At 66.2% G+C, this 21,582-nt stretch carries 16 protein-coding genes; 10 read left to right on the top strand and 6 right to left on the bottom strand.

Annotation, left to right across the window (positions count from 1 at the left end):
- Window positions 1-85 precede the first annotated feature (85 nt).
- Window positions 86-739 carry a TetR/AcrR family transcriptional regulator gene (locus tag CSQ95_RS15655; protein ID WP_257218064.1) on the bottom strand — a complete coding sequence of 218 codons (654 nt, stop codon included), beginning with the start codon at window positions 737-739 and terminating at the stop codon, window positions 86-88.
- A 357-nt stretch (window positions 740-1,096) separates the two neighbouring features.
- Here CSQ95_RS15655 and CSQ95_RS15650 point away from each other — a divergent pair, with 357 nt between their 5' ends.
- A complete protein-coding gene (locus tag CSQ95_RS15650) occupies window positions 1,097-2,011 on the top strand; it encodes a triacylglycerol lipase (RefSeq protein ID WP_070312038.1) in 915 nt (304 codons plus the stop codon).
- Between the two features lie 10 nt (window positions 2,012-2,021).
- Window positions 2,022-2,948 (top strand): lipase secretion chaperone, encoded by a 927-nt coding sequence (locus tag CSQ95_RS15645; protein WP_099410153.1) that lies wholly within the window; start codon window positions 2,022-2,024, stop codon window positions 2,946-2,948.
- 3 nt (window positions 2,949-2,951) lie between these two features.
- On the opposite strand, the gene CSQ95_RS15640 is transcribed toward CSQ95_RS15645, so the two are convergent.
- From CSQ95_RS15640 to CSQ95_RS15625, 4 genes are all read right to left on the bottom strand, one after another.
- A complete protein-coding gene (locus tag CSQ95_RS15640) occupies window positions 2,952-5,729 on the bottom strand; it encodes a winged helix-turn-helix domain-containing protein (RefSeq protein WP_099410152.1) in 2,778 nt (925 codons plus the stop codon).
- A 50-nt stretch (window positions 5,730-5,779) separates the two neighbouring features.
- Window positions 5,780-6,826 (bottom strand): bifunctional diguanylate cyclase/phosphodiesterase, encoded by a 1,047-nt coding sequence (locus CSQ95_RS15635; RefSeq protein WP_257218063.1) that lies wholly within the window; start codon window positions 6,824-6,826, stop codon window positions 5,780-5,782.
- Window positions 6,826-8,427: a methyl-accepting chemotaxis protein gene (locus CSQ95_RS30295; protein ID WP_306532507.1), complete on the bottom strand. Its 1,602-nt coding sequence runs from the start codon at window positions 8,425-8,427 to the stop codon at window positions 6,826-6,828. Before CSQ95_RS30295 ends, CSQ95_RS15635 begins: the two co-directional genes overlap by 1 nt.
- 353 nt (window positions 8,428-8,780) lie before the next feature.
- Window positions 8,781-10,556 carry a methyl-accepting chemotaxis protein gene (locus CSQ95_RS15625; protein WP_099410151.1) on the bottom strand — a complete coding sequence of 592 codons (1,776 nt, stop codon included), beginning with the start codon at window positions 10,554-10,556 and terminating at the stop codon, window positions 8,781-8,783.
- 340 nt (window positions 10,557-10,896) lie between these two features.
- Here CSQ95_RS15625 and CSQ95_RS15620 point away from each other — a divergent pair, with 340 nt between their 5' ends.
- The 7 genes from CSQ95_RS15620 (at window position 10,897) to CSQ95_RS15590 (ending at window position 19,247) form a co-directional block, all read left to right on the top strand.
- On the top strand, window positions 10,897-11,832 hold the full coding sequence (locus tag CSQ95_RS15620; RefSeq protein WP_099410150.1) for a 5'-nucleotidase: 936 nt from the start codon (window positions 10,897-10,899) through the stop codon (window positions 11,830-11,832).
- A 218-nt stretch (window positions 11,833-12,050) separates the two neighbouring features.
- Window positions 12,051-15,494: a transcription-repair coupling factor gene (mfd, locus tag CSQ95_RS15615; protein ID WP_099410149.1), complete on the top strand. Its 3,444-nt coding sequence runs from the start codon at window positions 12,051-12,053 to the stop codon at window positions 15,492-15,494.
- Window positions 15,495-15,549: 55 nt separating this feature from the next.
- Complete coding sequence (gene serB / locus CSQ95_RS15610; protein ID WP_099410237.1) at window positions 15,550-16,392, top strand: phosphoserine phosphatase SerB; 843 nt, start codon at window positions 15,550-15,552, stop codon at window positions 16,390-16,392.
- Window positions 16,393-16,497: 105 nt separating this feature from the next.
- Entirely contained in the window at window positions 16,498-17,226 is a 729-nt protein-coding gene (locus CSQ95_RS15605; RefSeq protein ID WP_143449982.1) for a nucleotidyltransferase domain-containing protein, read from the top strand.
- A complete protein-coding gene (locus CSQ95_RS15600; RefSeq protein ID WP_099410147.1) occupies window positions 17,223-18,149 on the top strand; it encodes a TIGR04222 domain-containing membrane protein in 927 nt (308 codons plus the stop codon). The genes CSQ95_RS15605 and CSQ95_RS15600 overlap by 4 nt, the downstream gene beginning before the upstream one ends.
- Window positions 18,139-18,993: a DUF692 family multinuclear iron-containing protein gene (locus tag CSQ95_RS15595; RefSeq protein ID WP_180279068.1), complete on the top strand. Its 855-nt coding sequence runs from the start codon at window positions 18,139-18,141 to the stop codon at window positions 18,991-18,993. The genes CSQ95_RS15600 and CSQ95_RS15595 overlap by 11 nt, the downstream gene beginning before the upstream one ends.
- Window positions 18,990-19,247, top strand: coding sequence for a hypothetical protein (locus CSQ95_RS15590; RefSeq protein WP_099410145.1), 258 nt, complete (start codon window positions 18,990-18,992; stop codon window positions 19,245-19,247). Before CSQ95_RS15595 ends, CSQ95_RS15590 begins: the two co-directional genes overlap by 4 nt.
- Window positions 19,248-19,251: 4 nt before the next feature.
- Here CSQ95_RS15590 and CSQ95_RS15585 read toward each other — a convergent pair whose 3' ends face one another.
- Entirely contained in the window at window positions 19,252-21,120 is a 1,869-nt protein-coding gene (locus CSQ95_RS15585; RefSeq protein WP_180279067.1) for a serine hydrolase, read from the bottom strand.
- Window positions 21,121-21,206: 86 nt separating this feature from the next.
- On the opposite strand from CSQ95_RS15585, the gene CSQ95_RS15580 reads away from it, so the two are divergent.
- Window positions 21,207-21,569 carry a hypothetical protein gene (locus CSQ95_RS15580; protein WP_099410143.1) on the top strand — a complete coding sequence of 121 codons (363 nt, stop codon included), beginning with the start codon at window positions 21,207-21,209 and terminating at the stop codon, window positions 21,567-21,569.
- Window positions 21,570-21,582: the final 13 nt, after the last annotated feature.

The raw sequence follows: 21,582 nt of genomic DNA, 5'->3' as shown, positions 1-21,582 counted from the left end.
AATCCGACCTGCCTCTTACTGCATCAATCACCAGTCGTAGGTCGGGTTAGCCGGGACGGCGTAACCCGACAAGTGCCGCCGAGGTTTACGCGGCGGTCATGCTCAAATATCCGCGCACCGTACCGACTACGCTGTCGGCAAAATCGTCGACATTGACCTTCGCCGCGCGGTACTTCCAGCGTTTCACGTACCAGTCCTGGAACAGGGCCAGGCAGTGCGCCGCCAGCAGGGTGGGATCGCCCTGCGGCTTCGGTTCGATTTCGGCGATGGTGGCGGCGATCAGGGTCTGCACATACAGCTCGGAATTTTTCGCCATGCTGCGCTGCTCCACCTGCAGCACGCGCGAATCCATGAAGACGAAATAAAACCACGGCTGCAGCACTTCGGACAGGTAGATCGACGAGCGTATCATCGCCTCCAGGCGGTCCAGCGGCGACTTCACGTCAACGAACAGCAGCGGCAAGGCTTGCGTGGCGTGGCGCACCACGTCCTCGATCATTTCGGCCAATTGATCCTTGCTGGTGATGTAGCCATACAGGCCGCCCATCGACAGCCCCGTTTCGCGGCACAGGTCGCGCAAGCTCATGGCGCGGAAACCCACGTCATTGGCCAGGCGAAAGGTGGCGACGAAGATGCGTTCGAGATTTTCCAGCGCCGGCTTGCGGCGTTTGACGCCGATGCGCTCCGCGTGGCGGTCAAGAATATATTCCCAGATGTTTTCGCCATTCAAAGGCGTCATCTGCTGAAACTGTTCAAAATTAAAATGGGTCGACAAGTGCATTCCCAAGTAACGGTGTATGAGCAATGTAAGACAGCACCTGGGCGGCGCTGCAAGACGGCGGGACGGCGGATGCGGGGCCGATTATAGCTCAGGAAAACAACTATTTGACCTTTCAACTATGCAATGGGCCCATACGCAACGCCAAATGCGCACAGTTATTGCGCTGCATCATGTAATTCACAGCAATTTAAATCCAGCAATGCTACATTCAATAAACCGAGCGCTCGCTATTTTTAATGCATCGAGAATGTAAGGAGTGCACGGTTCATCGCTACAGCATCGACATTTCCACTATTCAATAATAACGGAGACAAAATGAAGACTCGCTTTTGGCAACTGCTATCCACCCTGCTGTTTTCCCTCGCCATCCTGCCCGGCAGCGCCGGCGCCGCCGGCTACACGCAAACGAAGTACCCGATCGTGCTCGTGCACGGCCTGTTCGGCTTCGACAAGCTGGGACCCGTCGACTATTTCTATGGCGTGTCCGACGCCCTGCGCAGCGGCGGCGCGCAAGTGTATGTGACCACCGTCTCGGCCGCCAACAGCACGGAAGTGCGCGGCGAGCAGCTGCTGTCGCAGGTGCGGCAAATCCTCGCCGCCACCGGCGCGGCCAAGGTCAACTTGATCGGCCACAGCCACGGCGGCCCCACGGCCCGCTATGTCGCCTCCGTGCGGCCCGACCTGGTGGCGTCCGTCACCAGCGTGGCCGGCGTCAACAAGGGTTCCAAGGTGGCCGATATCCTCAGCGGCGCCATTCCCAACACCAGCGGCGCGCTGGGCAATGCGCTCGCTTCCCTGATCGGCATTTTGTCGGGCAACAAGGGCTTGCCGCAAAACGCGGGCGCCTCGCTCGCCTCGCTGTCCACGGCCGGTTCGCTGGCCTTCAATAGCCGCCATCCGCAAGGCGTGCCCACCTCCTCCTGCGGCGAAGGGGCCTACCAGGTGCAGGGCGTGCACTACTTTTCGTGGAGCGGCGCGCAACCGTACACGAATGTACTCGACGTGGGCGACCCGGCGCTGGCGGCCATCAGCCTGGCCTTCGGCGGCGTGAAGAACGATGGTCTGGTCAGCAGCTGCTCCAGCCACCTGGGCAAGGTGATCCGCGACGACTACGCCATGAACCACCTCGATGAAGTCAACCAGTTCGTCGGCATCGTCAACCTGTTCGAGACGAACCCCGTCACCGTCTTCCGCCAGCAGGCCAACCGCCTGCAAGGCCTGGGACTGTAAGGAGGCTGCGATGCGCACGAACGCGAGATGGCTCATCGGCGGCAGCCTGGCGGCCCTGGTCCTGTACCTGGCATTGCGGCCGGGGGAGCCGCCCGCTCCGCCGCCGGAGAAGGCGGAACCGGACCTGTTCGCGTTCGTGCGCTCGATGGAAGGCACGCGCCCCGACGGCAACGTGACGGTGGCCGCCGGCGACAAGCTGGTGGTCGACGCGGAACTGGGGCACCTGTTCGACTACTACCTGGCGGGCCTCGGTGAAAAACCGCTGGCCGCCATCCGCAGCCAGATCGAGGCGGAACTGGACCGGCGCCTCGCGCCCGTCCCCGCCCGCGAAGCCAAGCGCCTGCTGGGCGCTTACCTGGCCTACAAGCAGGCGCTGGCCGGCGCGGAACAGGCCTTGCCGGCGCAGGCCGATCCCGCCGTGGCGGCGCGCGCGCGCCTGCAAGCGATGCGCGCCCTGCGCGGCAATTATTTTACGCCCGAGGAAAGCGCAGGCCTGTTCGGCGCCAGCGACGCATATGACGACGATGCCGTGGCGCGCATGGCTATCCTCGGCGACACCTCGCTCGACGAGGCGCAGCGCCAGGCGCAACTGGCCGTGCTGGACCAGAAAATGTCGCCCGCCCAGCGCGATGCGCGCGACGCACCCGTCAGGGTGGCGCAGCTGGACGCCTCGGTGAAGGCGTTGCGGGCCCAGGGCGGCGGCGAGAATGAAGTCTACCGCCTGCGTGCCAGCACCTTCACGCCGGCGGCGGCGGCGCGCCTGGCGGAACTGGACCGCGAGGAATCGCAGTGGCAGCAGCGCATCATCGCGTATCAGGCGCAGAAGGCGCAGCAGGCCGGCCTGCCCGGCGGCGCGCAGGATGCGGCAGCCCTGCAGCAGCTGCGCGACGCCAGTTTCACGCCGGAGGAACAGCGCCGGCTGGGCGCCTACGAATAGCCATCAAGCCAGCTGCGCCAGCAAAGCTGCTGCCGCCATCACGTCCGTGGTGTCGCGCCCCTGCCGGTAACCGGCATGGAGCGGGGCCAGCATGGCATGCGCGGCGGCGCCGTAGCCTTGCGCCTGCATCACGGCCGCCAGGCTGGTGGCGCAGCGCAGCTCCCAGCCCGGCGCCTGCTGGCCCCGGGCAAGCTGCAGCGCTTCTTCCAGCTGCACGCGCACCGCTTCCAGGCCGGCCGCATCGTCTTGCGCCAGCGCCCGCCAGCGGTGGTTCGCGTCGCGGCGCAGCACTTCCGGCGCGCTCCATGGCGCCAGGCCCGTGCGTGCGCGCCGCAGCGCCTGGCTATCGGCAGCCGCGTCGTGCAGAGTGGCCATCAAATCGATCTGTATCGGCCAGCTGCGCACGGCAGGCCAGGGAAATTCCGTCAGCGTATCGCCCGCGTCGAGCAGCCGCTGGTAGGCGGCGCCCCAGGCGCTCCAGTACAGCAAGCCATAGCGGGCCGCATGCTCGCACAGCAGGCAAGTCCAGACATGCGCCAGTCCCCGCTGCCCGCACCACAGGGCGACGGGAATGGCATTGATGGCCAGCGCCACGCACAGCGTGACGCCATTGTGCTCGAAACCCACCGTCACCGCCTCGCGCGCCAGCGCCAGTGCGTCATCGGGGCGGCCCTGCATCCACAGGCAGCGCGCCAGCGTGCCGCGCAGGCAAACCTGGTGATCGGCCAGCAAGGCGTGGTTGAAGCCAAGCTGCCCGGCGCCCTCGGGATGCGCGAGCACCATGCGCGCCAGCGCCGCCGACTCCGCGTAGCGTCCGCGCAAGTACTCGCCCGCCGAGCGCATGCGCGCCAGCACCAGCCGCATCGCCGTGTCGTCGCGCGCTTCGCACAGGAGGGCCAGCTGGGCCACGTAACTGTCGGCGCGCTGGAAATCGGCGAGCTGCAGGCTGCAGATCCACATGCCGCAAATCGCTTCCGCACGGCGGCTGTCATCGTCCGTGCGCATGGCCAGCGCATAACCGCGCTGGAACGAACGCAGCATGGTGCCGGTGACGCCCTGCGTATGCAGCAGCAGGTGCGCCTGCGAGGCATGCAGCTGCATCTCGCTGTCGGGGTCATCCACTGCCTGCGCGGCCATGCACTCGAGCGCCCGCGCGACGCGCACGCGGTATTCATCCATCAGCGACAGCTGATAGAACAGGGGTTGCGCAGCCAGGGTCAGGGCCACGCCCAGCGCCACGTCGCCCTCCTCGCCGAAGGTCCAGTCGATGGCGGCCCGAAGGTCATCCACATGGCGGCCGTAGCGCGCGCTCCAGTGCGCCGGCAGCATGCTCTCCCAGTCGGCGGCGATGCGTCCGGCCAGGCCAAGGCAATGGCGCGCATGGCGCCGCAGCACGGCGCTGGCGTCCCCGCCCGCGGCCAGCTGCGCGCTAGCATAGGCGCGCGTGGTGTCGAGCAGGCGGTAATACACGTGCTGGCAGCAAAATTCGATGCTGACGAGGGACTTGGCCGCCAGATCGGCCAGCGTGTCGAAGACGTCGCAACCCGCCACGGCGCTGGCCGACTCCAGGCGGAAGCGGCTCTTGAACACGCTCAGCGCCTGCAGCACCTGGCGCTCTTGCGCGTCGAGCAGGCAGTAGCTCCAGTCCAGGGTGGCGCGCAGGGTCTGGTGCCGCAAGGGCATGTTGCGCGCCCCGCGCGTGAGCAGGCGAAAGCGGTCGTCGAGCTGGCGGCGCAATTCATGCAAGCCGAAATGGCCGATGCGCCCGGCCGCCAGCTCCAGCGCCAGCGGGATGCCGTCGAGCCGCCGGCAAATGTCCACCACCACGGGCACATCGGCGTCGGCCAGCACGAAAGCATCGTCGACGGCCGCGCAGCGTTCGCAAAACAGCTGCACCGCGGCGAAATGCCGGGCCGCCGCCGCATCGGGCACGGCATCGGCCGGCGGCAATTCCAGCGCGGGCAGGCGCTGCAGCTGCTCGCTGGTGATGCGCAGCGGCTCGCGGCTGGTGGCCAGCACGTGCAGCAACGGCGCGCCCTTGAGCAAGGCGTCGGCCAGCATGGCGGCCGCGCCGATCACGTGCTCGCAGTTATCGAGCACGATCAGCATGTGGCGCGGGCGCAGGTAGGCCAGCAGGACCGGCATGGCGTCGCCGGCCGGCACCGCCACCCCCAGCGCCGTGGCCAGCGCCAGCGGCACCAGGCGGGCCTCGTCCAGCGGCGCCAGGTCGACGAAACACACACCATCGGCATAGCGGCGCAGCACGCGCGTGGCCAGGACGACAGCCAGCGTGGTCTTGCCGATACCGCCCGGACCGGCAATGCACAGCAGGCGCAATTGCAGCAGCTGGTTGGCCATCGTTTGCAGCGCCTCGGCGCGGCCCAGCATGCGCGTCAGCATGACGGGCAGGTTGTGCCGCGGCTCGACGCCCGCCGTTCCGGGCGCCGGCTGGCCCGTGTGCGCCAGCGGCGCCAGGAAGCCATAGCCGCGCCCGGGAATGGTGGTGATGTAGCGCTGGCCATCGCGGCCATCGCCGAGCGCCTTGCGCAGCGCCGCCAGGTGCACGCGCAAGGTCGCGTCGTCGACCACGGCATTGGGCCAGACGATGGCCACCAGTTCATGCTTGTCGACGATGTCGCCGGCGCGCTCCAGCAGGGCCAGCAGCAAGTCCATGGCCCGGCTGCCCAGGCGCAGCGCGCGATCGCCCTCGAACAGCACGCGTTCTAGCGGCAAAAGGCGAAACGGGCCGAAGACATAGGCCGGGACGGGACTGTTTATCATTCTTGCGTGGGGGAGAAGTGTTAAAGCATGCGGCTTGCAGTGGCCATATTTTACTGAGCATCCACGCCAGGCCGCATGGCGCCATGTTTCGGCACTGTTACAAGGCCGGCCGGCGCACCGTCGGCCAGCAGTGCGGCCACGTCGGCCGCGGACGCCGGGCGGTGCAGGTAAAAGCCCTGCACCTGGGGGCAGCCCAGCCGCCGCAGCCGCGCCAGCTGCTCGCCGTTTTCCACGCCTTCGGCCAGCACCTGCAAGCCCAGGCCGCGCGCCAGCGCAATGGTCGAGGCGACGATCACAGTGTCACTATCTGCGCTGCCTGCGCTGCCCAGGTCGCGGATGAAGCAGCGGTCGATCTTGATGGTGTGAATCGGCAGCATCCTGACATGGCTGAGCCCCGAATGGCCGGTGCCATAGTCATCGAGCGAAATGGCCAGGCCCAGCGCGCGCAGCCGGCGCAAGACCTGCGTCGCCTGCGCCATGTCGTCGATGCAGCAGCTTTCCGTCACTTCCAGCTCCAGCAGGCCAGGCGCGATGGCGTGCCGCCGCAGGCAGCGCAGCACGAAGTCCGGCAAGTGCGACTGGCACAGCTGGCGCGCCGAGACATTCACCGCGACAGGCACCAAGGGCAGGCCCGCCGCGCGCCACTGCGCCAGCTGGCGGCAGGCGGCATCGATACCCCAGTTGCCCAGCGCGACGATGGCGTCAGTCTGCTCGGCCAGGCCGATGAATGCATTCGGGTAGATCAGGCCGTGGCGCGGGTGGTCCCAGCGCAGCAGCGCTTCCAGACCCACCAGGCGCAGTTGCGCCGTATCAAACTTGCCCTGGTAGTGAAAACAGAATTCGCCGTCGCCGATGGCGCTGTCCAGGCGCGCCTGCAGCTCGCGGCTGCGCGCCGACACCATGCGCGTGCCGCCGCGCCCATTCAGCGCCCGCCACAGCATGGCGCAGCCCGGCGCCAGCGCCGCCAGTCCCACCAGCGCCACGTGACGCGGCTGCGCATCGTCCAGCCAGATGCCCAACGGCAGGCAGACGGCCAGCGCAGCGCACAGCAGCGCCCGCGTGCGCGGGCCGTGCCAGAACCTTGCCAGGCGCGCCACTAGGCCAGCAGGCGCGGCACGGCCGGCGCGCTCCGGCGCGGCAAGGCGTGCGCCGGCCCCTGCTGCAGGTGAAACACGCTGACCACCTGCAGCAGGTTCGCCGCCTCGCCTTCCAGCGATTGCGACGCGGCCGCAGCTTCCTCCACCAGGGCGGCGTTCTGCTGCGTCACTTCGTCCATCTGCACGACGGCCTGGCTGACCTGGCCGATGCCCGTGCTTTGCTCGGCGCTGGCAGCCGTGATGTCGGCCACCATCTGGCTCACGCGCCCCACGGCCGCCACCACTTCCTGCATGGTGGCGCCGGCCTGTGCAACCAGGGCCGCGCCCGCGTCGACCTGCTGGGTGGAATTGGCGATCAGGGCGCGGATGTCGCGCGCCGCCGCCGCGCTGCGCTGCGCCAGGCTGCGCACTTCCGTTGCCACGACGGCAAAGCCGCGCCCCTGCTCGCCCGCGCGCGCCGCTTCCACGGCCGCGTTCAAGGCCAGGATATTCGTCTGGAAGGCCAGCATGTCGATCACGCCGATGATGTCGGCAATCTGCGACGATGACGCGCTGATGGCGTCCATCGTGTGGATCACCTGGCCCACGGCTTGCCCGCCGGCGCCGGCGATGTTCGCCGCCTCGACGGCCAGGATGCTGGCATGGCGGGCATTGTCCGCGTTCTGCTGCACGGTGGAGCTGAGCTCCTCCATGGCCGACGCGGTCTGTTCGAGCGAACTGGCCTGCTCCTCGGTGCGCGACGACAGGTCGCTATTGCCGGCCGCGATCTGCGACGAGGCCGTGGCGATGGTGTCGGTGCCGCTGCGTACCCGCTGCACGATCTCGAGCAGGTTGCCGTTCATGATGCACAGCGCGTCGAGCAGCTTGCCCGTTTCATCGCCGCCGTGGCGGCCGAAGGTCGATGTCAGGTCGCCGGCGGCCACGGTCTGCGCCACGGTCAAGGCATGGCGCAGCGGATGGACGATGCTGCGCGTGACCAGCCATGCCGTCACCAGCGAGAAACCGATGGCCAGGGCGCTCAGCGCCAGCATCATGGTGCGCGCCGACAGATATTCTGCGTGCACCTGGGCGCCCGCCTCTTCCATGCGGTCGTGCTGGTGCGTGATCAAGGTTTCCAGCGCCGCCATGTAGCGCAGCTGGTCGTTGCGCACGGTACCGAGCAGCAGCTCCGCCGCCTCGTCGCGCGCATCGGCCTCGAGCAGGGCCAGCACCTTGTCGCGGCCCTCGTTGAAGGTGGCGCGCGCCTGCGTCACGGCCGCCATCAGCGCGCGTCCCTGCTCCGACAGCACGATGCGTTCGAGCTGCGCCAGGCGCTGCTCCGTGTCCGCGCCCGCCCTGGCGATGCTCGCGCGCTCCTGCGCCAGCTGCTGCGGCTCCGTCATCAGCAGCAGGTTGCGCGAGGAGCGCGCGATGATGTTGACATTCTTGATGATGTCGTTGGCCAGCACGGTTTTCGGATACTTGTCATCGATCACGTCGCGCATGCGCAGCTCCAGGCTGGACAGGTGCAACATGCCCAGCGCGGCAGTCGCCAGCAGCAGCAAGGTCAACAACGCAAAAGAGCAGCGCAGGCGCGTGCCGATTTTCATATTTGCCATCATTATTCGCATCCTTCAATGTGGTGCATCATCGGTCACCGCGCCGGGCTCGCATGCAAGGCTGACGGCAATGGCTGCCGCCTGCCACGAATGGCTGGACGCAGCAGGCGGAGGGGTCAGCCGGGATGTGGCCGAGGCGGGAACAAGGGTGGTACGGCAGGCAGTGTGAGTTATCTCACAAGCAATGTCGCGTTAAGTTTTGAAAAGATTTGCTTAGATGACAAAACAGCTATTTTTATAACGCTGTTTTTTTAGTAAGTAGTAACCGCAGTGCGGGCTTGGGCGCACATGCAAAAACGGCCGCACAGGGCGGCCGTCCGGTCAGCGCATCCTGGCGCCGTCAATCCGTCAATCCGTCAGAACACTTCCCACTCGTCGTCGCGCGATGCGCTCTGGCGCTGGGACGGCACGGCGCGCAAGGCCGGGCGGCCTGCAGCGGGACGTGATGCGGGAGGCGATGCCGGACCCGTTGCGGGACGCCTGGGCGCGGCGCTGGCCACCGCGGCGCGCGGCGCGGCAGGCTTCACGCGCGCGGCCGGCGCCTGTGCGCCATCGAGCTTGAAGACGCTGACCACCTGGGCCAGCTGGCCCGATTGCTCCTGCAAGGATTCGGCTGCAGCGGCCGCCTCTTCCACCAGGGCCGCGTTTTGCTGCGTCACCTGGTCCATCTGGCCGATGGCCTGGTTGATCTGGTCGATGCCCGAGCTTTGCTCCTGCGTCGCCAGGCTGATCTCCGCCATGATGTCCGTCACGCGCTGCACGCTGGAGACGATTTCGGCCATCGTGCTGCCCGCCTCGGCCACCAGCTTGCTGCCCGTGTCGACGGCCACGACGGAGTCGCCGATCAGGGTCTTGATTTCCTTGGCGGCCGCCGCCGAGCGTTGCGCCAGATTGCGCACCTCGGTGGCCACCACGGCAAAGCCGCGTCCCTGCTCGCCCGCGCGCGCCGCTTCCACGGCCGCATTCAGGGCCAGGATATTCGTCTGGAAGGCGATGCCGTCGATGACGGAAATGATGTCGACGATCTTGCGCGACGAGTCGTTGATGGCGTCCATGGTTTCGACCACCTTGCCCACCACGGCGCCGCCCTTCACGGCCACGCCCGAGGCGGAGAGCGCCAGCTGATTCGCTTGCTGGGCGTTGTCGGCGTTCTGCCGCACGGTCGACGTCAGCTCTTCCATCGACGATGCCGTCTCTTCCAGCGAACTGGCCTGCTCTTCCGTGCGCGAGGACAGGTCCAGGTTGCCGCTGGCAATTTCCGACGAGGCCGTGGCAATCGTCTCCGTGCCGCTGCGCACCTGGCCGACGATGCTGACCAGGCTGGAGTTCATATCTTTCAGCGCCTGCAGCAGCTGGCCCGTTTCTTCCGTTGTGTGCACCTCGATGTGGCTGGTCAGGTCGCCCGAGGCCACCGTTTGCGCCACTTTCACGGCCGAATTGATCGGCTGCGTGATGGCCCGCGTGATGTAGGCGGCGCAGCCGATGCCCAGCGCGGAAGCCAGCAAGCCGAGGATCACCATCAGGCTTTCCGAGCGGATCACGGCCGCGCTGCCTTCCTTGACGCTGGCATCGGCCACGCCGTTATTGAGCTTGATGATCTCGTTGAGCGTGGCTTCGGCCTTGCTGAACAGGCTGCGCGAATCCTGGTACTGCTTGTAAAACGCCACGAACAGCTCTTTCTGCCGCGGCTCGTCGCGGTTGTCGGCCAGCTGGCGCAGGATGGCGCGCACCTTGTCGTCATCGCCCTTCCAGGCCGCCCATTCGTCCAGGAAGCGCTTCCACAGCACGGCTTCCTCGGGGGTTTGCGGCAGCGGCTCGTACAGCTTGCGGCCTGCCTCGATATTGCTCCAGGCCTTGGTGCGCAGCTGCAGCGCTTCCGCGAACTTGTCCTGTGCCTGGTAATTGTTTTCATAGATGGCGGCCGTCAGGGTGGCGGCGGCGACGGCCGTCTGGCCCTCGTTCATCATCATCAGGCCCTGGATCGACGGCAGGCGCACCACGCCGATCTCATTGACGGCGGTCCCCACGGTGGCGATGCCCGTGTAGCCGCTGATGCCCACCACCAGCAAGGCCACCATCATCACGGCAACGAGCGTCGCCAGCTTCCATTTGATCAGTAAATTCTTAAACATGGCTAGGTCCTTTATAAAGTCACGACGACTGCTGGCGAGGTTGGGGCTGGCATGTTCGAGTAAAACAGCTGACACTTGTATAAAGGTGGCGGGGATAGGGCGTACGCTTCGTTACAATTGGCGAGATTTCATAAGTGAAAGCATAGTGGAAAACGGGCGCGCTGGCTGCTACATACTTGATACAAAACAAGATTTCTTTCTTTACTGTGGCGTGTATTGCACACGGGATAGAAAAAACGGCTTGGCGCCCCGCTTTGGTGCAAAAAATCCCGATACGCCACTATTGGCTACGCAGTTGATAGTCGTATAAGATGAGCAACAAGCAAACAACAGGCAGACCATGGCTTATCCTATCGAACACAAACTGGTGATCGGGGTCGCTTCCAGCGCCCTGTTCGACCTGGCCGAATCGCACCAGGTCTACCTCGACAGCGGCCCCGAGGAATACCGCAAATACCAGGAAGCGCATATCGACACGGTCCTGCCGCGCGGCGTGGCCTTCCCCTTCATTCGCCGCTTCCTGAACATCAACAAGCACTACCCGCGCCAGTCGCCCGTGGAAGTGGTGCTGTTTTCGCGCAATTCGCCGGAAACGGGCTTGCGCGTCATGCATTCCATCGCCCACTACGGCCTCGATATCTCGCGCGCCGCCTTCATGACGGGCAAGTCGCCCTACCCTTACCTGCCCGCCTTCAACGCCTCGCTCTTTCTCAGCGCGAACGAGGACGACGTGCGCAGCGCGCTGGCCTGCAACTATCCGGCCGGCCTGGTGCTGCCATCGCGCACGGAAGACGACGAAAACGACGAGGAACTGCGCGTGGCTTTCGATTTCGACGGCGTGATCGCCGACGACGAGGCGGAAACCGTGTTCAAGCGCAACAATGACGTCGATGAATTCCACGCCCATGAAACCCTGAACGTGGGCACGCCGCACCGCCCCGGCCCGCTGGCCGACCTGTTCCAGAAGCTGGCCACCATGCAGCGCCTGGAAGAAAAGGCGCAGCGGCGCGACCCCGGCTACAAGAAGATCCTGCGCATCGCCATCATCACGGCGCGCAACGCGCCCTCGCACGAACGGGTCGTGACGACCCTGAAAAGCTGGGGCGTGGCGGCCGACGAGACGTTTTTCCTCGGCGGCATGGACAAATCGCGCGTGCTGTCCGTGTTCAAGCCGCATATCTTCTTCGACGACCAGTTGAGCCACCTGAAATCGGCGGGCGGAACCATCCCGATGGTGCATGTTCCGTTCGGCATTGCGAATGTCCGCGCAGGATAAAACCTGCTGCGCGTCGCGCCTTGCGGCCTGCGATGCTCACCGTACTAACGTACGGCTGCGCTTCTTGACCACAAATCGCTGCCGCTCGCGACGGTTTTCTCAAGCGCGGAGGTGCGGGCGATGGTCTATAATCTCGCCTGTCAGCGCCGTCACTGGCGGCGCGGCGCGCATCACAGCTGTTCCACTCAACTGCCTCTGCCACTAGTGTCATCGCCTGCATGTCCTTAGACTTAACGAAAGCCCTCCCCAAGCCCGGCAACCGCTACGCGCTGCCCGCCCTGTATGGTTCATCCGACGCCTATGCCCTGGCGCTGGCCGCACTGGAATTGAAAGCGCGGGGCCAGATGCTGGCCGTGGTGGTGGCGCAGGCCAGCGACGGCCAGCGCCTGCTCGATGAAATCCCGTGGTTTGGCGGCAAGGAACTGCGCTGCCATCTGCTGCCGGACTGGGAAACCCTGCCCTACGACGCCTTTTCGCCGCACCAGGATCTGGTCTCCGAGCGCCTGGCCACCCTGCACGAAATCCAGACGCGCCAGTGCGACGTGCTGATTGTGCCTGCCACCACGGCGCTGGTGCGCCTGGCGCCGCCGTCCTTCCTGGCCGCCTACACCTTCTTCTTCAAGAAGGGTGAAACGCTGGACGAGGCGCGCCTGAAGTCGCAGCTGACCCTGGCCGGCTACAGCCATGTGTCGCAAGTGATGTCGCCGGGCGAATACTCGGTGCGCGGCGGCCTGCTCGACCTGTTCCCCATGGGGTCCGCCCTGCCCTACCGGCTCGACCTGTTCGGCGACACCATCGAAACCATCCGCACCTTCGACGCCGACACCCAGCGCTCGCTCTACCCCGTGCATGAAGTGCGGCTGCTGCCGGGCCGCGAATTTCCCATGGACGAAGCGGCGCGCACCACCTTCCGCAACCGCTGGCGCGAGCAATTCGAAGGCGACCCGTCGCGCTCCGTCGTCTACAAGGACATCAGCAGCGGCATTGCCTCGGCCGGTATCGAATACTATCTGCCCCTGTTCTTCGAGCAGACGGCGACCCTGTTCGACTACCTGCCGCCCGACGCCTCGCTGGCCCTGGTGGGCGAGATCGACGCCGCCATCGGCCGCTTCTGGACCGATACCCAGTCGCGCTACCGCTTCCTGAAGGCGGACCGCGAGCGGCCGATCCTGCCGCCCGAGTCGCTGTTCCTGTCCGACGAGCAGTTCTTCGGCCTGGCCAAGCCCTACCCGCGCCTGGCGATTGCCAAATCGAACGATGCGCTGGCGTCCGAACTGTCGGCGCCGATTCCCAACATCGCCGTCAACCGCCGCGCCGACGACCCGCTGGCCAACCTGCGCAGCTATCTGCTGCAAGCGGGCCGCCGCGTGATGATCTGCGCCGAATCGAACGGCCGCCGCGAAACCCTGCAGCAGTACTTCAGCGAATACGACCTGCAGCTGACACCGGTGGAAGGCAGCGACGGTTTTCTGCAGTCCGACGCCAAGCTGATGCTGGGCGTGGCGCCGCTTCACGCGGGTTTCGAGCTGTTTACGCCGGAAGGAAATCTATCCTTCATCACCGAGACGGAGCTGTATGCCGGTTCCGGCCGCCGGGTCGGCACCAAGAAACAGGAAGGCGTGACGCAGGTCGAGTCGATGGTGCGCGACCTGTCCGAGCTGAAAATCGGCGACCCCGTGGTGCACATCAACCACGGCATCGGGCGCTACATGGGCCTGACCAGCATGGACCTGGGCGAAGGCGAGACGGAATTTTTGCACCTCGAGTACGCGAAGGACACGAAACTGTACGTGCCCGTATCGCAGCTGCATGTGATCTCGCGCTATTCGGGCGCCTCGCCGGAAGACGCGCCGCTGCATTCGCTCGGCTCGGGCCAGTGGGAAAAGGCGAAGAAGCGCGCCGCCGAACAGGTGCGCGACACGGCCGCCGAACTGCTCAACCTGTACGCGCGCCGCGCGCTGCGCCAGGGCCACTCGTTCGAATTCTCGTCGCACGACTACCAGCGCTTCGCCGACAGCTTCGGCTTCGACGAGACGCCGGACCAGGCCGAGGCGATCCACAACGTCATCAAGGACATGACGTCCGGTAAGCCGATGGACCGCCTCGTCTGTGGCGACGTCGGCTTCGGCAAGACGGAAGTGGCGCTGCGCGCCGCCTTCATCGCCGTCATGGGAGGCAAGCAGGTGGCCATCCTGGCGCCCACTACCCTGCTGGCCGAGCAGCACGCGCAAACCTTCGCCGACCGCTTCGCCGACTGGCCCGTGCGTATCGCGGAATTGTCGCGCTTCCGCACAGGCAAGGAGATCACGCAGGCGTTCAAGGGCATGGCCGACGGCACCATCGACATCGTCATCGGCACACATAAACTGCTGTCGGACGACGTGAAATTCACGCGCCTGGGCCTCGTCATCATCGATGAGGAACACCGGTTCGGCGTGCGCCAGAAGGAAGCCTTGAAAGCCTTGCGTGCGGAAGTGGACGTGTTGACCCTGACGGCCACGCCGATCCCGCGCACCCTGGGCATGGCGCTGGAAGGCTTGCGCGACTTTTCCATCATCGCCACGGCGCCGCAAAAGCGCCTGGCCATCAAGACGTTCGTCCGCAGCGAGGGCGAAGCCATCATCCGCGAAGCATGTTTGCGCGAACTCAAACGCGGTGGCCAGATCTACTTCCTGCACAACGAGGTGGAAACCATCCAGAACCGCCTGGCCATGCTGACGGAACTGCTGCCCGAGGCGCGCATCGCCGTGGCGCACGGCCAGATGCACGAGCGCGACCTGGAAAAGGTCATGCGCGACTTCGTCGCCCAGCGCTTCAATATCCTGCTGTGCACGACCATCATCGAGACGGGCATCGACGTGCCGACGGCGAACACCATCATCATGCACCGCGCCGACAAGTTCGGCCTGGCGCAGCTGCACCAGCTGCGCGGCCGCGTGGGCCGCTCGCATCACCAGGCCTACGCCTACCTGCTGGTGCACGACGTGCAGGGCCTGACGAAACTGGCGCAGCGCCGCCTGGACGCCATCCAGCAGATGGAAGAACTGGGCAGCGGCTTTTACCTGGCCATGCACGACCTGGAAATCCGCGGCGCCGGCGAGGTGCTGGGCGAGAGCCAGTCGGGCGAGATGACGGAAATCGGCTTCCAGCTGTATTCGGACATGCTCAACGAAGCCGTGCGCTCGCTGAAAGCCGGCAAGGAGCCGGACCTGGCCGCGCCGCTGGCCTCGACCACCGAGATCAACCTGCACGTGCCCGCCCTGCTGCCGGCCGACTTCTGCGGCGACGTGCACGAGCGCCTGTCGATCTACAAGCGCCTGGCCAACTGCGCCACGCAAGAGAAGATCGACGATATCCAGGAAGAACTGATCGACCGCTTCGGCAAGCTGCCCGACGCCGTCAGGGCCCTGGTCGAGACGCACCGCCTGCGCATCGCGGCAAAAACCGTGGGCATCGTCAAGATCGACGTGCATGGCGAGGCGGCCACCCTGCAATTCATGGCCAAGCCGCCCATCGACCCGATGCGCATCATCGGCTTGATCCAGAAGAACCGCCACATCAAGCTGCATGGCCAGGACAAGCTGAAAATCACGGCAGCCATGCCGGACCTGGCCGCGCGCGTGACGCAGATCAAGACCACCATCAAGCAATTGACGGTGTAGACCATTTCGACCATTTATGCAGGCCTGACCCATGACCAATACCACAACCATCACCATGAACCTGATCCTGCAGGGTCTCGACGGCGATAGCGCCCGCCTCGAGCGCATCGCCGCGCTGGCCGCGCCCACGTCCGTCACGCGCCTCGGGCCGAATGCCGTGCGCTGCGAGCAGATCGCCTATTCGCCAGCCCTGCGCCCCACCATCGAAGTGGCGGCCCAGGCGGCGCAGCTGGACGCGACCTACATGATGGGCCAGCGCGAACTTGCCGAATTCAAGCTGGTGGCGATGGACATGGATTCGACGCTGATCACCATCGAGTGCATCGATGAAATCGCCGACATGCAAGGCCTCAAACCGCAAGTGGCGGCCATCACGGAAGCGGCCATGCGCGGCGAACTCGATTTCGCGGCCAGCCTGAAGCAGCGCGTGGCCCTGCTCGAAGGCCTCGATGCCTCGGCCCTGCAGCGCGTCTACGACGAGCGCCTGAAGCTGTCGCTCGGTGCCGAGAAGATGCTGGCGGCCGTGCAGGCGGCCGGCCTGAAAACCCTGCTGGTCTCGGGCGGTTTTACCTTCTTCACCGAGCGCCTGAAAGAGCGCCTCGGCCTCGACTACACGCACGCGAACGAACTGGAAATCGTCGACGGCAAGCTGACGGGCAAGGTGTTAGGGGGCATCGTCGACGCGGAGGAAAAGCAGCGTACGGTGGAGCGCGTGTGCGCGGAACTGGGCATTTCCCCATCGCAGGCCATCGTCATGGGCGACGGCGCCAACGATTTGAAGATGATGGGCATCGCCGGCCTGTCCGTGGCCTTCCGCGCCAAGCCCGTGGTGCGCTCGCAAGCCGACGTGGCGCTGAACTTTGTGGGACTCGATGGCTTGCTCAACGTGTTGAGCTGAGCCGGGGCCAAGTTCGCGGCGCCGGACGGTGCGCGCACGATGGTATAAGTTTACTATATTGCAAACTTATATTCACCCCGCCAGCCCACCGTGAAAGAACACCGCATGCCGCCACCGCTGCCAGAAGAAATACAACGCCACCTGGATATGTTCGTCGCCGCCGCGCAAACGGCCTTCGGCGCCGACCTGGCCGCCGCCGTGCTGTTTGGCTCGGCCGCCGACGGCCAGTTGCGCGCCACATCCGACGTCAATCTGCTGTTGCTGCTCAAGCGTTTTACGCCGCAGGCGGCCGATGCGCTGCGCGCTCCCTTGCGCCTGGCGCACGCCGCCATCGACTTGCAGGTGATGTTCCTGCTCGAGAGCGAATTGACGCAGGCCGCCGACGCCTTCGCCGTGAAGTTCGCCGACATCATCGCGCGCCACCGGGTCTTGCTGGGCAATGATCCTTTCGCCAGCCTGCACACCAGCCGCGATGCGGTGCTGCGCCGGCTGCGGCAAGTGCTGCTGAACCAGCAGGTGCGCATGCGCGAACGCTATATGCTCCTGAGCCTGAATGAAGAACAGCTGGCCGGCGCCATCGCCGACGCCGCCGGTCCCTTGCGCTCGGCCGCCGCCTCGCTGGCGCAACTCGAGGGCAAGTCTGCGCTGTCCGGCAAGCAGGCGCTCGAAGCGTTTGTCGACCAGCTGGGCGAACCGGCCCTGCACGCCGCCCTGCAAACGATGTCGGTGGCGCGCGAAACGGCGCGCCTGGCGCCGGGGCAAGCACTGCCCGCCTTCACAAGCCTGATGACGATTACCGAACGCCTGCGCGAACACGCGGAGCAGATGCGTTGAACGGTCTCAATCCCTTTGACTGGAGCGGACCGTGGTTCCTGCTGGCCTATCTGATCTTCGGCGCGCTCGTGTACTACGGCGTGCGCGAGCTGCTGATCCGCCAGGAAGTGCGCAATCCGCACGCCCAGCTGACACTCGCCGACGATCCCTACCGCATCGCCTTCTTGCGCGGCGGCGCCCTCGAAGCCGTGAAGATCGCCGCCATCGTGCTGGTCGACCGCGGCTTGCTGCGCGCCGACGGCCCGCTGCTGGAAACGGCCAGCGCCGACAGCCTGCGCTTCGCCAGCCACGACATCGAACGCGACGTGCTGCGGCTGTACCTGGGCCGCCAGGGCCATAGCAAGGAACTGGCCGTGCAGGCCGGGATGCTGCCATCGTGCCGCGCCTACCAGGAGACCTTGACGCAGCAGGAATTGCTGGTCGGCCCGCCGCTGCTGCGCCGGCGCGAACGCATCACCTGGGCCGCGCACTGGCTGCTGGTGACGGTGGCCGGCGTCAAGGCCGTCATCGCCATCAGCCGCCAGCACTACAACCTGCTGTTCCTGGCAGTCCTGCTGGCGATTTTTCTCCTCATGCTGCGCGGCTTGCGCACCCAGGCGACCAGCTGGAGCGCGCAGCGGCTGCTGACCGACTTGCGCATGCTGTTTGGCCGCCTGAACATGCGCTCGGCGCGCCTGCAGGCAGGCAGCAGCAGCGCGGACATGGCACTGCTGGCCGCCATCTTCGGCATCGGCGCCCTGCCCTTGTCCGTGTACGCGTATGTCGCCGAGCTGTACCCGGCGCCCCGGCACAGTTCGGGCGGCGACTCGTCGTCCGGCGGCACGGGCGACTCGGGCGGCTCTTCATCGGGCGGCGACGGCGGCGGTGATGGCGGCGGCAGCGGCTGCGGCGGGTGCGGCGGTGGCGGCGGCTGTGGCAGTTAGCCAGGCAAGCGCGCGCGACCGCGTCGGCCTGGGCTGGCGCGGCGAACTGGCCGCCGGCATCCTGTCCCACCTGGCTCGGATCGACGTGCTGGAAGTGATCGCCGACGATTATTACCATGCCCCGCGCGCCGGCATCGCCGCCCTGCGCCGCCTGGCGCGCCAGGTGCCCGTCAGCCTGCACGGCGTGGGCATGGGGCTGGCCTCGACGATACCCGCCGACCCGCGCCGGCTGCACGCGATGGCGCGCCTGATGAAGGAGGTGCGGGCGGAATCGTGGTCCGAGCACCTGAGCTTTGTGCGCGCCGGCGGCATCGAAATCGGCCACCTGGCGGCGCCGCCGCGCACAGCGCGCAGCGCCGCCGGCGCCATCGCCAATATCGCGCTGGCCACGCGCATCGTCGGCAGCGCGCCGCTGATGGAAAACATCGCCACCCTGGTGCAGCCGCCAGCCAGCACCTTGGACGAAGCCGCATGGCTGGCGCAGATTATCCATGGCGCGCAAGTGCCGCTGCTGCTGGACCTGCATAATCTGTATGCGAACGCCGTCAATATTGGCGAGCAGCCGGAACAAATGCTGCTGCGCCTGCCCCTGGCCAGGGTGCGCGCCGTGCACCTGAGCGGCGGCCACTGGATAGCTGCGCCGGGCGGCGGCCAGCGTCTGCTGGACGACCACCTGCACGACGTGCCGCCCGAAGTGTTCGCTTTATTGACCCTGCTGGCGCGCCATGCACCGCAACCGTTGACGGTGATCGTCGAACGCGACGGCAATTACCCGTCATTCGACCATGTGCTGGGCCAGCTGGAACTAGCGCGCGCGGCCTTGCGCGCGGGGCGCGGCGCATGAGCTCTCCCGCACTGGAAACCTATCTGGCCAGGCTGTACACGGACGACGCCGTGCTTGACGCCTTCCTGCTCGCGCCGCGCGCGCAAGCCTTGCTGCACGGCTTGTCGCCGCAGGAAGCGGACGCGATGGCGGCGATGGACCGCGTCGGCCTGCAGATGGCGGCGGCCAGCTATCGCGCCAAGCGGGCCGGGCACGGCAGCAGGGCCACGCCGGCGCAACCCTGGTGGCGCCGGCTGCTGGCCGCCTGGACCTGACCGCCTACATCTGCCACAGCCGCAGCGGCAGCAAGCCCCACCAGGCCAGCACCAGCAGCAGTTGCAGGGCCGCCAGCAAGGCCACCCAATCCCATTTCGCCCATGAGCCCGCCTCGGCCGCCGTACCGCGGCTGCGCCAGCAGCGGGCCAGGCCGAACGCCGTGGCCAGCGGCAGCGCGCCCGTCGCCAATGTCAGCAGCACGCTGGCCACGGTGACGTCGCCCAGGCGCAGATAGGACTGGAAATAGAAAAACGGCAGCGGCAAGAGCAGCGCCAGCAGCGACAGCAGGGGCGCGAACAGATGGTCGCCCCGCCTTAGGCTGCGCAGCGCGGCGCGCCAGACACCCACCACCAGCACGTACAGCAAGCCGGCAGCCCCCAGGGCCAGGCTGCCCCACAGCACCAGCATGTGCAGCATCGACGCGCGCTCATAGCTGTGCAAGCCGTCGCTGAGCACATGCCGCCCGTCTTCCTGCATCAGCACGTGCGATGGCGTGCTGCGGTCGCTGGCGCGGAACAGCAAGCCGCCCACCGGTTCCAGCTCCTTCGGCTCACCCTGGAACGGGATCAGGAACAGCGATTCGCCATCCCACTTGACGCGCGTAAAGCCGAAGACGGCATCGATCCAGGCCATGCTGGCCATGGCGCTGGGCGACGGCACGTAGACGCCCTGCCAGTTTTCCACCGTGGGTGCGGGCGTGCCCTGCGGGGCCGGCGCGCGCAGGGGCAGTTCCAGGTCGCGCAGCAGCAGACGGTTGAAGCGTTCATAGTCGGCCCGCTCCGCATCCGTATTAAAGGCCACGAAGAAGGCGCTGTCCTGCTCCGGATAGATGCACAGCATGGCGCGGAAACCCACGGCCGTGCCAGGGTGGCAGGCGCCCACCACATTGTGGCGGTCGCGCACGGCCAGCGCCAGGCCGTGGCCCGTCGCCAGGCCCGCCTGCGCCGCATCGGTGCCGGCCGGCTCCGACAAGGCGCCTATCAGGGCCAGGTCGATGAACTGCGTACCCTGCAGCTTGCCGTCGCCCATCAGGAACTGCGCCAGCTTGCCCATGTCGGCCGCCGTGGTGGTAAATTGCGCGGCCGGACGCAGATACTGGGGCACGGCCGGCTGCGCCACGCCATGCTCGAAATAACCCATGGCCAAGCGCGGATCAGCCTGCGCGCCTGTCTGGCTGACAAAAGCAAACGTGCTGTCCGCCATGCCCAGCGGCTGCAGCAGCTGCGCGTCGAGGTAGCGTTCATACGGCTGGCCCGTGACTCGCTCAATCACCATGCCCAGCAAGCCATAGCCCATGTTCGAGTAAGCGTAGCGGCTGCCGGGCCGCGTGCGCACGCGCAGCAGATTGCCGCCGCCGTCAAAAGCGGCGGCCAACGGCGTGTCCGGCGCCGGTTGCAGGCTGAATGCCTGCCAGAAGCGCACATTATCGAGGCCGGCCGTATGCGCCAGCAGGTGGCGGATGCGCACGGGATCGCTGGCCAGCCACGGGTTTCTCAGCGCCAGTTCGGGCAGCACCTGCTGCAGGGGCGTGTCGAGCGTGAGCTTGTCTTCGCTGATCAGGCGCAAGACGCCCAGCGCCAGCGCCACCTTGCCCACGGAGCCCACCTGCATGCGCGTATCGGCCTGCATGGGTACTTGCTTGGCGGCATCGCGCAAGCCGGACGCGCCGACTTTGACTGTGCCATCGGGCAAGATTTCGCTCCAGACGGCGCCCACCAGGCCCTCTTCCTTCAAGCCGGCGGCAAACTCCGCCTCCAGGGTGGGGCCGGCGGCGTGCGCCGCCGTGGCACAGCACAGCAGCAAGGCCGGCACGGCGCGCCGCAGCCATGAGCTGGCGCGCGCGGCCAGGGTGGAATATTGATTTCGCTTCAACAATGTATTCTGCCTTTTTCCATGGACTGCGCTGCCTCGCCGCTTTGCTTGTTACAATTAAAAATTGCGCAACGACGGGAGCTTTCATGTCACAAGATATTATTTTGGATACCCAACTCCAGCAGACCAAGAACCTGGCCTGGTGGTTGTACCTGATACATGGCGCCAGCTTCGTGTTTTCGCTGGGCGCGTTTTCCTTCATTCCGCTCATCATCAATTATGTGAAGCGGGACGAGGCGGCCGGGACCTTCGTGTACAGCCATCACAGCTGGATGATCCGTTCCTTCTGGTGGTATGTGGCCTGGATCGTCGTCGGCGCCATCCTGTGGATCACGCTGATCGGCATTCCGCTGGCGCTCGTCGTGTGGGGCGTGGCCTGGCTGTGGAAAGCCTACCGCCTGCTGCGCGGCTTCCTCGACCTGAACAACAACAAACCCGTGCCCATGTAGGCACTTGCGGGCA

The organism is Janthinobacterium sp. BJB304 (assembly GCF_002735765.1).
Lineage (GTDB): Bacteria > Pseudomonadota > Gammaproteobacteria > Burkholderiales > Burkholderiaceae_D > Janthinobacterium.
This window is presented reverse-complemented; position numbering and strand designations above follow the sequence as displayed.